The organism is Streptomyces aurantiacus (assembly GCF_027107535.1).
Taxonomy (GTDB): domain Bacteria; phylum Actinomycetota; class Actinomycetes; order Streptomycetales; family Streptomycetaceae; genus Streptomyces.
The window spans coordinates 1,608,541-1,622,061 of the sequence record NZ_CP114283.1 but is presented as its reverse complement, the minus strand read 5'-3'; the positions used below and the strand labels follow the sequence as shown (position 1 = coordinate 1,622,061).

At 72.7% G+C, this 13,521-nt stretch carries 11 protein-coding genes; 10 read left to right on the top strand and 1 reads right to left on the bottom strand.

The window, feature by feature from the left end:
• The first annotated feature begins 14 nt into the window (after nt 1-14).
• The 10 genes from pgfA (at nt 15) to O1Q96_RS08775 (ending at nt 12,596) form a co-directional block, all read left to right on the top strand.
• The gene (pgfA, locus tag O1Q96_RS08820; protein WP_269247619.1) at nt 15-992 is read left to right on the top strand and encodes a cell envelope lipid trafficking protein PgfA; all 978 of its coding nucleotides are present in this window, start codon (nt 15-17) and stop codon (nt 990-992) included.
• A 504-nt stretch (nt 993-1,496) separates the two neighbouring features.
• Nucleotides 1,497-2,648, top strand: a complete 1,152-nt coding sequence (locus tag O1Q96_RS08815) for a glycosyltransferase family 4 protein (protein WP_269247618.1) — start codon at nt 1,497-1,499, stop codon at nt 2,646-2,648.
• Complete coding sequence (locus O1Q96_RS08810) at nt 2,645-3,412, top strand: class I SAM-dependent methyltransferase (protein ID WP_269247617.1); 768 nt, start codon at nt 2,645-2,647, stop codon at nt 3,410-3,412. Before O1Q96_RS08815 ends, O1Q96_RS08810 begins: the two co-directional genes overlap by 4 nt.
• Nucleotides 3,409-7,914: an alpha-(1->3)-arabinofuranosyltransferase gene (locus O1Q96_RS08805; RefSeq protein WP_269253538.1), complete on the top strand. Its 4,506-nt coding sequence runs from the start codon at nt 3,409-3,411 to the stop codon at nt 7,912-7,914. The genes O1Q96_RS08810 and O1Q96_RS08805 overlap by 4 nt, the downstream gene beginning before the upstream one ends.
• On the top strand, nt 7,911-9,233 hold the full coding sequence (locus O1Q96_RS08800; RefSeq protein WP_269247616.1) for a condensation protein: 1,323 nt from the start codon (nt 7,911-7,913) through the stop codon (nt 9,231-9,233). The genes O1Q96_RS08805 and O1Q96_RS08800 overlap by 4 nt, the downstream gene beginning before the upstream one ends.
• Entirely contained in the window at nt 9,230-9,970 is a 741-nt protein-coding gene (locus O1Q96_RS08795; RefSeq protein ID WP_269247615.1) for a class I SAM-dependent methyltransferase, read from the top strand. Before O1Q96_RS08800 ends, O1Q96_RS08795 begins: the two co-directional genes overlap by 4 nt.
• A 3-nt stretch (nt 9,971-9,973) precedes the next feature.
• Nucleotides 9,974-10,984, top strand: coding sequence for a hypothetical protein (locus O1Q96_RS08790; protein ID WP_269247614.1), 1,011 nt, complete (start codon nt 9,974-9,976; stop codon nt 10,982-10,984).
• Nucleotides 10,893-11,192 carry a Trm112 family protein gene (locus O1Q96_RS08785; protein WP_269247613.1) on the top strand — a complete coding sequence of 100 codons (300 nt, stop codon included), beginning with the start codon at nt 10,893-10,895 and terminating at the stop codon, nt 11,190-11,192. The genes O1Q96_RS08790 and O1Q96_RS08785 overlap by 92 nt, the downstream gene beginning before the upstream one ends.
• Nucleotides 11,189-12,022 carry an FkbM family methyltransferase gene (locus O1Q96_RS08780; RefSeq protein ID WP_269247612.1) on the top strand — a complete coding sequence of 278 codons (834 nt, stop codon included), beginning with the start codon at nt 11,189-11,191 and terminating at the stop codon, nt 12,020-12,022. The genes O1Q96_RS08785 and O1Q96_RS08780 overlap by 4 nt, the downstream gene beginning before the upstream one ends.
• Nucleotides 11,988-12,596, top strand: a complete 609-nt coding sequence (locus O1Q96_RS08775) for a hypothetical protein (RefSeq protein ID WP_269247611.1) — start codon at nt 11,988-11,990, stop codon at nt 12,594-12,596. The genes O1Q96_RS08780 and O1Q96_RS08775 overlap by 35 nt, the downstream gene beginning before the upstream one ends.
• A 10-nt stretch (nt 12,597-12,606) precedes the next feature.
• Here the strand turns inward: O1Q96_RS08775 and O1Q96_RS08770 are convergent, their stop codons facing one another.
• Nucleotides 12,607-13,491, bottom strand: a complete 885-nt coding sequence (locus tag O1Q96_RS08770; RefSeq protein WP_419586551.1) for an ATP-grasp domain-containing protein — start codon at nt 13,489-13,491, stop codon at nt 12,607-12,609.
• Between the last annotated feature and the right edge of the window lie 30 nt (nt 13,492-13,521).

Genomic DNA, 13,521 nt, shown 5'->3' with positions numbered 1-13,521 from the left:
CTTGGAGTGCCCGGATGCGCCGTACTGCCACACCCTTCTCGCTGGTCATCCTGGGTCTGGGCGTGTTCCTGCTCGTCCTGTCCCCGCTGCTCGCCTGGTACGTCGAACCACGTGCCCAGCGCACGCCCGTCGACATCGACTCGACGACCGTTTTCACCGGTACGGGCAGCTATTTCGACACCGACGAGATCGAAACCGTCCGCGACAAGAAGATCACCATCACCCGGCAGGTCCGCGGCGACGTCGCCGACAGCGAGAAGAGCGGCCGGGCGGTCTGGGACGTGTCCACGTCCGTCGACACCGACAAGTCGCTGCCCGCGGCCGACCCGCACGACTCGCTCCAGTGGACGATGGAGCGCTGGGTGACCGACCGGAAGACGAACAAGCCGGTCCACTGCTGCGACGAGAAGCCCTACTACGAGGGCGAGGCGTACCTGAAGTTCCCCTTCGACGTACAGAAACGCTCCTACATCTGGTGGGACAACACCCTCGGTTCGACCGTCACGCTGGAGTACAAGGGCAAGAAGAAGATCCAGGGGTACGAGGGCCTCCGGTTCACCGGCAAGGTGCCCGCCACCAAGACCGGCAGCCGGCTCGTACCCGGCACCATCGTGGGCGAGAAGGACGCAGGTCAGGTACTCGCCGAGGAGTGGTACGCCAACCACGGCATCGAGCTCGTCGCCGACCAGCGGACGGGCCGGATCATCTACGCGGCGATCGGCCCCCGCAAGACGCTCCGGGCGCCCGGGGGCGAGAAGGACGCCGTCGTCCTGCTCGACAGCGAGCGGATCGCGTTCACCCCGGAGACCCAGAAGGAGCAGGTGGACCTCGCCGACACGGACAGCGGCCTGCTGCGCATGGTGGGGCAGACGCTGCCGCTGGGGACGGGTGTGGCGGGCCTCGTCCTCGCCGTCGTGGGTGCCGTTTTGGTCGTACGCGGGCGTCCGCATCCCGATTCGCCCGAGAGTTCCCAGCAGCCGCTCACAATGTGATGAGACATCAGCCCGACAAACACCGAACTTGTCACTTCGGTGAGTAGCCGCATCGGACCAGCGGGCGAAAACTATCCACCCCACCCGAACACAGCACACCCACAAGCCCGTCACAGCCCGCCCCCGTCACCACCACGGAACAGCCCCACAGAACGGCAGCGCCGACCGGTTGCACCGTTCCGCACGGACCGCTCCACCGATCCCTACGGATTCTCGCCGCGGGAATTTCAGGTTCCCGCACCGGAACGCACCGAAGGCGCGGGGATTCGCCCGACGCAAACCCGGAACCCGGAACGCACCGGGCCGACAGCCCCGCACCACGGGAACCGACAGCTCCACAGCGCGACCTCCGTACGACCGCACGGCGGCGGGCCCCCCACAGGCCCCGTGCCGCACCCCGACCTCGACCGATCCGCACCGGGAGACCGTCACCACCGACGCACCACGCCGTACCCACCCCCACCCCCACGCTGGTTCCGCACCCCGAGACGAGTTGGAGCACCGATGCCCCAGCACGTGCCTTCGTCGTTGCGCGACGCTTTCCCACGCGCCGCGCAGCGACACCCGGCGCTCCCCCCACAGCCGCGCCGAATCGTTTTCCTCGCCCGTCGTGACTTCGGCAACGAAGCCGCGGGCGGCTCCGAACTGCTCGTCGACAGACTCGCCGAAGGCCTGACGCACCTCGGTCACCAGGTGACCCTGCTGTGTGGCGGCCCCGCCGCGTACCGCGACTACCGTGTCGTGTCGGCGGGCGGCGACCTCGGTCACTACCTGCGCGCCAGATCGGCCTTCCAGCGCCAGGTCGGCGACTGCGACCTGCTCGTCGAGGTCTGCAACGGCATGCCGTACCTGGCGCCGCTGTGGCACCGCGGGCCCACCCTCTGTCTGGTCAACCACGTGCACACCGACCTGTGGCGGATGCGGTTCGGCGGACCGCTGGCACCCGCCGCCCGGCTCGGACGAAGACTCGAGCACTGGGCACTGGCAGGCGCTCAGCGCCATGGTCTGCTGGTCGCCGTCTCCCCCTCGACGGCACAGGCGCTGCGCGCGATCGGGGTCGAGCGCGACCGCATCCGGGTCGTGCACAACGGCGTGGAGGAACCGGGCCCGCCCACCGAACGCTCGCCGGAGCCGATGTTCCTGGCCATGGGCCGGCTCGTCGAGTACAAGCGGATCGACCTGCTGCTGCGTCTGTGGGAGCGGGTCCGCCCGGTCACCGGCGGCCGGCTGGTGATCGTCGGCGACGGACCCGAACGGGAACGTCTCCAGCAACTCGCGGGTCCCGGCGTCGAGTTCAGGGGCCATGTCTCCGAGGCGGAGAAACACCGCCTGCTCTGTGCCGCCTGGCTGCTGCTGCACCCCTCGGCCGTCGAGGGGTGGGGCCTGGTGGTCACGGAGGCGGCGGCCCGCGAGACCCCCGCGATCGCCTTCGACGTGCCCGGCCTGCGCGACTCGATCGTGGACGGCGAGACGGGCCTGCTGGCCCGCGGCGAGTCCTCGTTCGCCGCGGCCTGGTGCACCCTCGCCCTGTCCACCCGGCGCCGCGTCCTCATGGGCAAGGCGGCCGGCGACCGTGCCGCCCAGTACCGATGGCACCGCACGGTACGTCAGTTCAGGACGGTGGCGACCGAGGCGGTGCGGAGCTGGACGCCATGACCTCTCGGCGGAAGAACCCGACCCCGGGGCCGGGCACGGGCCTCAGGGACCCTTCGCTGCGCCGCTCCCTCGCCCTCTTCCGCGCCTTCCGCCACGAACAGGACGACCCCGAGGGCTGCTACTCGCTGCTCGCACGGGACGCCGCCGACCAGGTGGAGGCGTACGACGGTCCGGTGAAGGGCCGGACCGTCGTGGACGTGGGCGGCGGGGGCGGCTACTTCACCGAGGAGTTCCGGCGGCGCGGCGCACACGGCTATCTCTTCGAGCCGGACATGCACGAGCTCGGCCCGAAGCCGCCGGAGGGGTCCGTCGTCGCCGACGGGTATCTGCTGCCCCTCGCGGACGGTGTGGCGGACGTGTGCTTCTCCTCGAACGTGCTGGAGCACGTCGCCGACCCGCAGACCTTCCTCAGCGAGATGGTCCGCGTCACCCGCCCCGGCGGACTGATCTACGTGTCGTTCACCAACTGGCTGTCCCCCTGGGGCGGTCACGAGTGGGCGCCCTGGCACTACCTGGGCGCCGACCGGGCCCGCGCCCGCTACATGCGCCGCACGGGCAGGCCCGCCAAGCACACCCTCGGCGAGAACCTCTTCGCCGTGCACATCGGACCCACCCTGCGGCAGGTGCGTGCCCGGGACGACGTCACGGTCGTCTCGGCGCGCTCCCGCTACTGGCCGTTCCTCGCCCAGGCCGTGACCAGGGCGCCGGGACTGCGTGAGTTCGCGACCTGGAACCTCCTCCTCATCCTCCGGCGGTGTCCATGACCAGCACGGTCCAGGCCCCTCCCCCGGCGACGACTCGCCCCCTCGCCCCGGACCCCGGCCCTCCGCAGGGGCCCCGGTCGAGGCGGTGGCTGCTGGGATTCTGGGCCGTGGTCCTCGTGCTGTTCCTGGCCGTGGACCCGGGCAGGCAGACCTTCGACACCAAACTGGGGGTCGCGCTCGACCCCTGGCAGTTCCTGGCCGACCTGGGCCAGTTGTGGCACGACCGGGGCGGCTTCGGCGGGATCGCGGACCAGTACGTCGGTTACGCGTTCCCGATGCTGCCGTACTACGGCCTGACCGAGCTGATCAACCTGCCGGTGTGGCTGGCCGAGCGGCTGTGGATGTCGCTCATCGTGACGGTCGCCTTCTGGGGTGCGCTGCGGCTCGCCGAGCGGCTGGACATCGGCAGCGGCGCGTCCCGGCTGCTCGGCGCGGTGGCGTACGCGCTGTGGCCGGTGTTCACGGTCGTCGTCGGCTCGACCTCGGCGGCCGCGCTCCCCGGAGCCTTCCTGCCGTGGGTGCTGCTGCCGCTGACGAACGAACGCCACAGCGCCCGGGTCGCCGCCCTGCGCTCGGCGCTGGTCATCCCCTTCATGGGCGGTGTCAACGCGGCCTCCACGCTGGCCTCCCTGCTGCCCGTCGGTCTCTACCTGCTCTCCCGTCCGCGCGGCCCCCGGCAGCGCAAGCTGATCGCCTGGTGGGTGCCGGGCGTGCTCCTCGCGACGCTGTGGTGGGTGGTCCCGCTGCTGATGCTGGGCATCTACGGCGAGAACTTCCTTCCGTACGTGGAGACTTCGCAGACCACGACGAACACCATGTCGGCGACGGAGACCCTGCGCGGGGCCGGCAACTGGGTCGCGTACCTGCACTTCGGCGAGGCCTGGCTGCCCGCGGGCTGGACGGTGGCGGCCTCGGCGGTCGTCATCGTCTCCTCTGCGCTGGCGGCCGGACTCGGTCTGGCCGGCCTGGCCCGGCGGGACATGCCCGAGCGGCGCTGGCTCGTGCTGACCGTGCTGTCGGTCGCACTCATCACCCTCGCCGGTTACGGCGGTTCGTTCGGCGCGCCCTTCCACGGCGTGGTCCAGGACTGGCTGAACGGGGGACTCGTCCCCTTCCGCAACATCTACAAGTTCCAGACGGGGCTGGCCCTCGCGCTGGTCCTCGGGCTGATCCACCTGGTCGGTGTCGCCTCCCGGCCCCAGGGCGCCCGTCCCGTGCGCGGCCGCCGGTTCGCCCCGCTGATCGCGGCGGTCCTCGTACTCCCCGGTCTCGCCTGGCCCTATCTCAACGGGTCCATCCTGCAGCCGGGTTCGTTCCAGCAGCTCCCCACGTACTGGTCGTCCACGGCCGACTGGCTGAAGAAGTACTCGCCGGACTCGCGCGCCCTGGTCGTGCCGGCCACCGCGCACGGCATCTACACCTGGGGCTCCCCCATCGACCAGCCCCTCGACGTGCTCGCCGACTCCCGCTGGGCCCAGCGGGACTACGTGCCGTTCGGCACCGCGGGCAACCGGCGGGCGATGGACGCGGTCGAACAGTCCCTGCTGACGGGCGGTGAAGTCCCGGGTCTGGCCGACTACCTGAGCCGGGCCGGCCTCCACTACGTCGTCGTGCGCAACGACCTCGACCCGGACCAGCTCGGCTATGTGCCGAGCGCGACCGTGAAGCGGACCCTGGCGGAGTCGGGCTACCGGCGGGTGACCGGCTTCGGCCCGGTGATGACGGGCGGCCGCATCCCGGAGGGCACCCCCATACAGATAGAGGGGCTGTATCCGCGGCAGCGGGCCGTCGAGATCTACGAGCCGGCGAGCCCGGACGTGCAGCGGCCCGGACAGGCCGGGCTGAAGGCCGTCGCCGACACGGCCGTCGTGTCCGGCGGGCCCGAGGCGCTGCTGCCGCTGTCCGCCGACCCGACGATGCGGGACCGGGCGACCGTGCTGACCGGTGACAACCATCCCGGTCTCGGTTCCCCCGACCTCCAGGTGCTGGGTGACGGGCTGCGGCGCGCGGACACCCGGTTCGGCCTGGTCAACGCCAACACGTCGTACACGTACACCCGCGACGAACGCAATCACTCGGACAGTTTCCAGAACGCCGGGGAGAAGCCGCACCAGATCCTGCCGACGGAGGGGATCGGGCACCAGACGGTGTCCGAGCTGCGCGGGGCGCGTTCGGTGACCGCCTCGTCGAGCGGCAACTGGCTGTTCCACCTTCCGCAGTACGACCCGGTGAACGCCTTCGACGGGAACCCGGACACGGCGTGGGCCGAGGGTGCGGCGGGCTCGGCGGACGGCGAGTGGCTGCGGATCGACTTCACGGACGAGACGGAGATCCCCGACTCGATCCAGGTGACACCGCTGCCGCAGGACAGTGTGCGCTCGGCGGCGACCCGGGTGCGGGTGGAGACGGAACGCGGTTCCGAGACGAGCACCCTCCAGGCCAACGGCCTGCGGCAGCGCATCAAGGCCCCCGAGGGGGCGAGCGGCTGGCTGCGGATCACCGTCGTCGACTCGGCGGCCCGGCACTCGGGCCTGTCCGGCGCCGGTTTCTCCGAGGTCTCCATTCCCGACGTCCAGGTGACGCGCATGCTGCGGCTGCCGACGGACGCCGAGCGCAGCGACGCGGCCGCCGAGGTCGTCTCGCTGCACCGGGCGACCGACCCGGGCGGCTTCTCCCCGACGGGCACGGAGGTCGGGCTGCACCGCCGCTGGACCTCTCAGTCCGCCGGCACGTACGCGCTGAAGGCCAGCGCGATCCCCGTGCCGAGTGACGCGCTGGACGCGCTGCTGTACGAGGTCGCGCCCGACCAGCAGAACCGGATCCTGGCGACGGCCGACTCGACGGCCCTCCTGGGCACGGGCCTTTCGCCGCGCAACCTCACCGACGGTGATCTGACCACCGCGTGGATCGCCGGGGACAAACCGACCATCCATCTGCGCTGGCCGGCCGAACAGGCGGTGGGCGAGATCGTCCTCGCCCCGGCCGGAGGGCTGTCCGCCCGGCCCACCGAGGTCAACATCAGCTCGCCGAACGGCTCGACGATCGCCGGTGTCGACGAGAACGGCAACGTCCGCTTCGACCCGATCACCACGGACCGGCTCGACATCACCGTCACCGAGACGGCCCCGACGACCGTCCACAACCCGCTCGCGGACGAGGACCTGCAACTGCCGGTCGGCCTCACCGAGGCGTACGTCCCCGCCCTGGACGAGTACCGCACCCCGCAGCCCCGGTCGTCGCGCACCTTCGACCTTCCCTGCGGCAAGGGTCCGATGCTCGCCGTGGACGACGAGCTGTACGAGACGAGCGCCAAGGGGACGGTACGGGACCTCGTGGACCGGCGGCCCGTGGAGCTGACGCTCTGCCAGGAGGGCCGCGCGGACGCCGAGTTGTCGCTCGGGTCGGGCTCCCACCGGGTCGAGGCCGGTGACGCCGGGCCGCTGGCCGTCACCGACGTGACGCTGACCCGCGGCACGGTCACCGCTCCCGCCGCGCTCGACCGCGAGCTGGGCATCAAGGACTGGCTCGGCGACCGCCGCGAGGTGTCCGTCGGCTCGGGCGCGGCCTCGTACCTGACGACGTACGAGAACTTCAACGACGGCTGGAAGGCCACGCTGAACGGCCGGGAGCTCAACCCGGTACGGCTCGACGGCTGGCAGCAGGGCTGGCGGATCCCGGCGGGCGAGGGCGGCACCGTGCAGCTCTCCTACGCGCCGTCCACGCTGTACGAGGCCGGGCTGATCGGCGGCGCGGTCGCCCTCCTGCTGCTCGTGGGGCTGGTGCTGTACCGGCGGCAGGAACCCAACCCCGACGAGGCGTCGCCGGAGCCGCCCCCGCCCGGGCTGATCCTGGGCACGGTCGTGCTCACCCTGGTGGGGATCGTGATCGCCGGGTTCTTCGCGCTGCTGGTGCCGCTCCTGGCGCTGCTGGCCCGGCGGCGGCACGCGCTGCTGGTGCCGATCGCGTTCCTCGCGCTCGCCGGGGCCGGGATCGTCGCCGCGGCGGGATCCGGGGAGCCGGTCGGCGAAGGCGTCGGAGCGTTCGGGCACACGGCCCAACTGCTGGCGCTGATCGGGCTGTTCGCGGGCCTGGTGTCGGTCGGGGAGACCTCGTACGGGACGCGGGGCGGCGGAGGCCGGGCCGCCGGACATCCCGGCGCGAGCACGCTGCCGCCTCCACCTCCGGGATCCGCGGCGCCGACGGGATTCCTGCCGCGGCGGCGGCGAGGGGAGAACGCGGGACCCGGGGCGACCGCCCCGGCCGGGACGCCGTCAGGTACACCCGGGGCGCCGCCGCCGCCCTTCACGCCGACCGGGCCCCCACCGCCCGAGTCCGGTCCGACCGTGTCGGCCCGCGGACCGGGGTCCGCACCGACCGAACCCGACCCGCCGACCATGCGGATGCCGTTCCGCAAGCGGGGGGACGAGGAGACGGGGGCCGCACAGCCCGAGGACACCAGGGCGGCCCGCCGTGAGGAGAAAGGGGAAGGCGAACCCACATGACCACCCTGGACCACCCGGCCCGTGACGGCACCGGCGGCCCCGCGGGGCCGCCCGCCCGCATCCCGTTCCCCGTCGTGGACGAGGTCGCCCGCCACTGCCTCCAGCAGCAGGAACCGGAGACCGTCCACATCGAGGTCCACCTTCCGGGGCGCCTCGACCCGGACCGCCTGCGCAGGGCGTTCGCCGGGGCCCTGCACCGCCACCCCCGGATCCTGATGCGCGAGGCGGCGCGCCCCTGGTACGGGCGGCGGTACGAGTGGGAGCTCACCCCCGACGCCGACGTGGAGGCCGTGCTGTTCCCGGAGCCGGACCGGGACGCGCTGAAGCACGCCCGGGACCGGGCACTGCGCGACGCCCCGCCGCTCTCGGCGTCGCCGCCGATCCGCCTGGAGGTCGTCCGCGATCCGCAGGCCGACGACACGGTCCTGTTCCTCACCATCAACCACACCGCCCTGGACGGTCCGGCGTGTCTGCGGGTCCTGGCGACCGCGGCGGAGCTGTACGGCGGCCGCGACAACTCCCCGGCGGCGCCCCCGAAGCGCACGACGGCCGAGACCCCGAGCGCCGTCGACACCCCCTCCACCTGGGCGCCGCCCGCCCGGGTGGCGCACGGCGCCCCCGAGCCGTCCCCCGGAAACGGGCTGCTCGTCGCCGAGTTCAACGTCCCGCACCGGCCCAAGGGCTCCCCGTACACCGTGAACGACCAGCTCATGGTCGCCACCGCCCTGATGATCGCCCACTGGAACCGGGAGCACGGCGCCCGCCCGCGCCCGCTGCGCATCACGATGCCGGTCGACGACCGCCCGCGCGGCACGGACATGCCGATCGGCAACGGCACCCGTCTGGTGGAGGTCTCCTTCGCCCCCGAGGAGCTGGACGCCTCGGACATGACCGCGCTGCTGTGTCGTACGGCGGACCGCACCCGCGCGCTCAAGGCCCAGCCGCGGCCGCAACTGGGCCACGGGGCTTCCCTCTTGACGGCTCCGGTGGTCCCGGTGGCCTGGCGGGCCGCGTTCACCAGAGGGCTGCGGAGAGCCGCCGGGCCCTGGACGTCCACCACCCTGCTCAGCAACATCGGCCGCGTTCCGTACGCCCTCGACTTCGGCGAGGAGGCGGGGCGGGCGCACGCCGTCTGGTTCTCGGCGCCGGCCCGCATGCCGCGGGGCCTGACGGTGACGACGGCCTCCACGGCGGGCCGCCTGCACGTGGCGCTGCGCTGGTCCCGCGCCCTGCTGAGCCACGGTGACGGCTGCCACCTGCGTGACCTCTTCGAGCACTATCTGCACGCGACGGAACACGCCACGGAGAGTGCCCCATGACCACGGCCCCGCCCCGCCGGCCCCCGCACGGCCTGCGGGACTTCTACGAGGATCCGGCCGTCCCGGTCGCCTCCGGCACGCCCCGGAGCCTGCGCCAGGCCCGGATGCTCGCCGACGCGCTCGGCCCGGCAACGTCCGGTCCGCGCACGGTCATCGACATCGGCTGCGGCGACGGCACCGCGGCCGCGACGGCCGCACCGCTCCTCGCCGGCCACCGCATCATCGGCGTCGACTGGTCCCAGGACGCCCTCAGACGCGCCCACGCCCATCTCCCGTACGCGGTACGCGGTGAACTCACCGACGGCGGGCTGCCGTTCAGGTCCGCCTCCGCCGACGCCGTCCTGTTCAGCGAGGTGATCGAGCACCTCGTCGACCCGGACGCGGCACTCGACGAGATCCACCGGATCCTGCGCCCGGGAGGTCATCTCATGCTCTCCACCCCGAATCTGGCCGCCTGGTACAACCGCGCCCTGCTCCTCGCCGGTGTCCAGCCCGTCTTCTCCGAGGTGAGCCTGCGCGCGATCCACGGCCGCCCCGGCTCGGAGGTGGTGGGCCATCTGCGGCTCTACACGGCCCGCGCACTGCGGGAGTTCGTGAGCGCGTCGGGCTTCGAGGTCGCGGCGCTGCGGGGCGCGCCCTTCCACGGCGTGCCGCGGCCGCTGCGCCCACTGGACCGGCTGGCGTGCCGCGCCCCGTCGATGTCCTCGATCCTTCTGCTGCACGCGCGAAGGACGTAGACCATGTGGTGGGGAGTGGCCGCGGCCCTGCTGGCGAACCTGTTGTACAGCGCCGGATTCGTGCTGGAGAAACGGGCGTTGGCGGCACTGCCCGAGGTGAGTGTGCGACAGCCCGCCCGCCTCCTGCGGCTGGTCCTCGGCAGCCCGTTGTGGATCGGCGGGTCCCTCTCCCTGGCCTCGGGCTTCGGCGCGCAGCTCGTCGTCTACCGCACCCTGCCGATCGCCGCCGCGCAGGGCATCTTCGTCTCCGGCCTCGTCATCCTCGTCCTGCTCTCGTCCGTGCTGCTCGGCGAGGAGACCTCGGGCCGCGAGCGGTACGCGCTCGGCGCGATCCTCCTGGCGCTCCTCATGGTGGTGCTCTCCCTGAAGGAGGGCTCCGACACGGTCAGCCACAGCGCCCCCGCCCCGCTGATCCTGCTCGTCTGCGTCCCGTCGCTCGCGCTGGGTGTCTGGCTGTACGGATCGGCCGAGCGCCGCGCCCGCCACCGGCACCGCATGCCGACGACGGGCGTCGAGTACGGCGTGGCGGTGGGCCTGCTGTACGGGGTCAGCTCACTGGCCATCAAGGGCGTGTCGAGCCATCTCACCGCGAGCGGGTTCGGCGGCGCGGTGCTCGCTCTGCTGCGCTCCCCGTACCCGTATCTCCTGCTCTTCACCGGCGTGTTCGGCCTGATCATGTCGCAGGCGGCGCTGCAGCGCTGCCGGGCCTCGCTGATCGTTCCGGTCTGCACGACGGTGACGTGTCTGTTCACGGCGGTGCTCGGCACCCTCGCGTTCGGCGAGGCGCTGCCGGAGGACCCGCTGCGGCTGGCGCTGCGCATCGGCGGTACGGCGCTGGCGGTCTCCGTGCTCCTCGCGATGCCCAAGCACGACCCACCGGCCAAGCCGCAACCCCCGCAACCCAAAAGGGAGTTGATCAGTGATGAATCCGGACGACCCGCTGCTGAGGATACTGGCGTGCCCGCTGGACAAGGGGCCGCTGCATCTCCTCGAGAAGGAGACGGTGAGCACTGAGGGCGCCGAGAGCACTGAGGGCGCCCTCTACAACCCGCGTCTGCGCCGCCGTTACCCGATCGTGGACGGCATCCCTCAACTGCTCCCGTCCTCCGGAGAGCAGGTGACGGACACCGAACACGAGGCACTGCTGCTGCGCATCAACGGGGACGGCGACGTCAACGGCTCCGCCCGCGGCCCCCAGAGCCCCGGGATGATGACCTCATGACCCTGGCAGCCCGTCTGGCCCCCCTCGTGCCGGTGCGCCTGGTCGCCGCGGCCGCCCGCTTCGTCTATCCGCGCTTCGAGCCCGAGCTGGCCCGGCTCGGCGACCTCTGCCCGCCCGACTGCGGCACCGCGGTGGACGTGGGCGGCTGGTACGGCCCCTGGACACGCCGCCTGTCGGACCGGGCACGCCGCGTGGTGACGGTCGAGCCGGTCCCGCACCTGGCCCGGCTGCTCGCCGCCACGACCCCCGGGAACGTCCGGGTCGTCCACGCGGCCGCGAGCGACCGGTCCGGCACGGCCCACCTGTGGCTGCCGGCCGGCGACAAGGGCGACCGGGGCGTCTCGTCCCTCGTCCGGCGGGACATCCACGCCCAGTCCGTGGACGTCCCCTGCCTGACCCTGGACAGCCTGAACCTCCACGACGTCGGCTTCGTCAAGATCGATGTGGACGGCAACGAGCTGGCGGTGCTGCACGGGGCAAAAACCCTGCTCACCCGCGACCGCCCGGCCCTGTTCGTCGAGCTGGAGGCGCGCATCCAGCCCGTCGACACGGTGGTGTCCCATCTCGCCGAGCGGGGATACGAGGGCTGGGTGCTGCCCGGCGACACCTGGGTGCCGCTGTCCTCCTTCGACCTGGAGGCCCACCAGGCGCGTACCTCGCACGTGGCCGCGCAGGGCCTGCTGCGCCGGGTGCGGCCCTTCCGGGGCTCCGGGTACGTCCGGTACGTGAACTCGGTGCTGTTCCTCCCGGACGGCCGGCGCCCGGGCGAGCAGCACGCACAGCGGGTACGACACGATGGGACGCATGCCTCCCGCGAAGCGACCGGCTAGCCCTGGCCCGTTCACCCCGCTCGACTTCCAGCTCGTCCTGCTGCGCCGCATGGCCGACCACAACCCCGACCTCGTGGAGGACGCCCGTCACGCACTGGGCGTCTCCGTGGCGCAGATGCGTGAGGCCAACCGTCGTTGGCAGGCCATGCGGCACGCGCCGCGGAGCCGGGGCGCGGTCTCCCGGTACCGCTCGATCCTGGGCGAGGCGGAGTCGGTGGTGCCCCGGCGGATCGGCGACCTGTCCTGCGAGGCGTTCCTGTGGCCGGTGCCCCTCTGGCCGGACCTGCGCTTCGAGGTGCTGGTGGCCCCGGGCGGCGTCGCCTGGAACGAGTGGCTGGTCCGCGCCCCGGACGCCCCCTCCCCCGCGCCGCGCACGCTGGAGGACCTGACGCCCTGGTCCTGCACGGTCGACGAGGCCGCCCGCGCCTTCGCACCGGCGCGGCCGATGGAGGGGACGGCGCCGACGCGGTGGGGGCTGGCGTTCACGGCGCCGGACGGTTCGGACGTACGGCGGGACTGCGTGGCGGAGTTCACCTGGGGGCTGCTTCAGCGGGTGGCCGTCGCCGGGCCGTGACCCCGGACCGTCACCGGGCGCCGGCTTTGACGACCGTCTCGGCGACGACCGGCACGGAGGCCTCGTGCAGGAAGAGGAAGAGGTTGGGCTCGACGAGTTCCAGCTCCATGACGCGCGGTGCCCCGTCGTCGCCGTCCACCAGGTCCACGCGGGCGTAGAGCAGCTCCGGCGCACCCGGTACGGCGGCCAACGCCCGCTCGGCGACGGCGAGTTCGGCGGCGCTCGGCTCCCAGGTCCGCAGGTTCGGGTGCGGGACCTTGTCGTCGTCGTACGCGGTGCCGGGTTCGAGGACGGCGCCCTTGCGGATGGCGTGGAGGAAGCGCCCGCCGAAGAACTGGAGGGCCCGTTCGCCCGCCGTGTCGATGCTCCGTACGTACGGCTGCACCATCGCGGTCAGCCCTTCGGCGTGCATCCGCTCCAGGTGCCGTACGGCGCCCTCGTGGTCCTCGGACGTGTAGCGGGCCGCGTACCGGGCGCCGGCCCCCGAGGTCGGCTTGACGACGTACTCGCCGTCGGCGGGCAGCTCGGCCGGGTCACCCGGAACGAGGTACCGGGTCTCGACGACGGGCACCCCGGCGGCCGCCAGGTCGCCCAGGTACCGCTTGTCCGCGTTCCACCGCACGACCGCCGGCGGGTTGGCCAGCGTCGTCGCGGCCCCGCAGCGGTCGGCCCACGCCAGGAACTCGGCGGCCCGCCAGCTGTAGTCCCAGGTGGACCGGATCACGGCGAGGTCGAAGCCGCCCCACTCGACGTCGGGGTCGTCCCAGCACACGACGGAGGTGTCCGCGCCCGCCCGCCGCACCGCGTCCGCGAGGACGGGCAGGTCACGGTCGTAGCCGGACTCCCGCACCTCCCGGCAGGTGACCAGTGCGATGCGGGCGGTGGTGCGTGCCACGGCAGGCTCCTCGAGGTGTGTCGGCTCCGG

Coding starts and splice junctions, on each gene's coding strand:
- pgfA (WP_269247619.1), top strand. CDS start 15: ATGCGCCGTACTGCCACACCCTTCTCGCTGGTCATCCTGGGTCTGGGC.
- O1Q96_RS08815 (WP_269247618.1), top strand. CDS start 1,497: ATGCCCCAGCACGTGCCTTCGTCGTTGCGCGACGCTTTCCCACGCGCC.
- O1Q96_RS08810 (WP_269247617.1), top strand. CDS start 2,645: ATGACCTCTCGGCGGAAGAACCCGACCCCGGGGCCGGGCACGGGCCTC.
- O1Q96_RS08805 (WP_269253538.1), top strand. CDS start 3,409: ATGACCAGCACGGTCCAGGCCCCTCCCCCGGCGACGACTCGCCCCCTC.
- O1Q96_RS08800 (WP_269247616.1), top strand. CDS start 7,911: ATGACCACCCTGGACCACCCGGCCCGTGACGGCACCGGCGGCCCCGCG.
- O1Q96_RS08795 (WP_269247615.1), top strand. CDS start 9,230: ATGACCACGGCCCCGCCCCGCCGGCCCCCGCACGGCCTGCGGGACTTC.
- O1Q96_RS08790 (WP_269247614.1), top strand. CDS start 9,974: ATGTGGTGGGGAGTGGCCGCGGCCCTGCTGGCGAACCTGTTGTACAGC.
- O1Q96_RS08785 (WP_269247613.1), top strand. CDS start 10,893: ATGAATCCGGACGACCCGCTGCTGAGGATACTGGCGTGCCCGCTGGAC.
- O1Q96_RS08780 (WP_269247612.1), top strand. CDS start 11,189: ATGACCCTGGCAGCCCGTCTGGCCCCCCTCGTGCCGGTGCGCCTGGTC.
- O1Q96_RS08775 (WP_269247611.1), top strand. CDS start 11,988: ATGGGACGCATGCCTCCCGCGAAGCGACCGGCTAGCCCTGGCCCGTTC.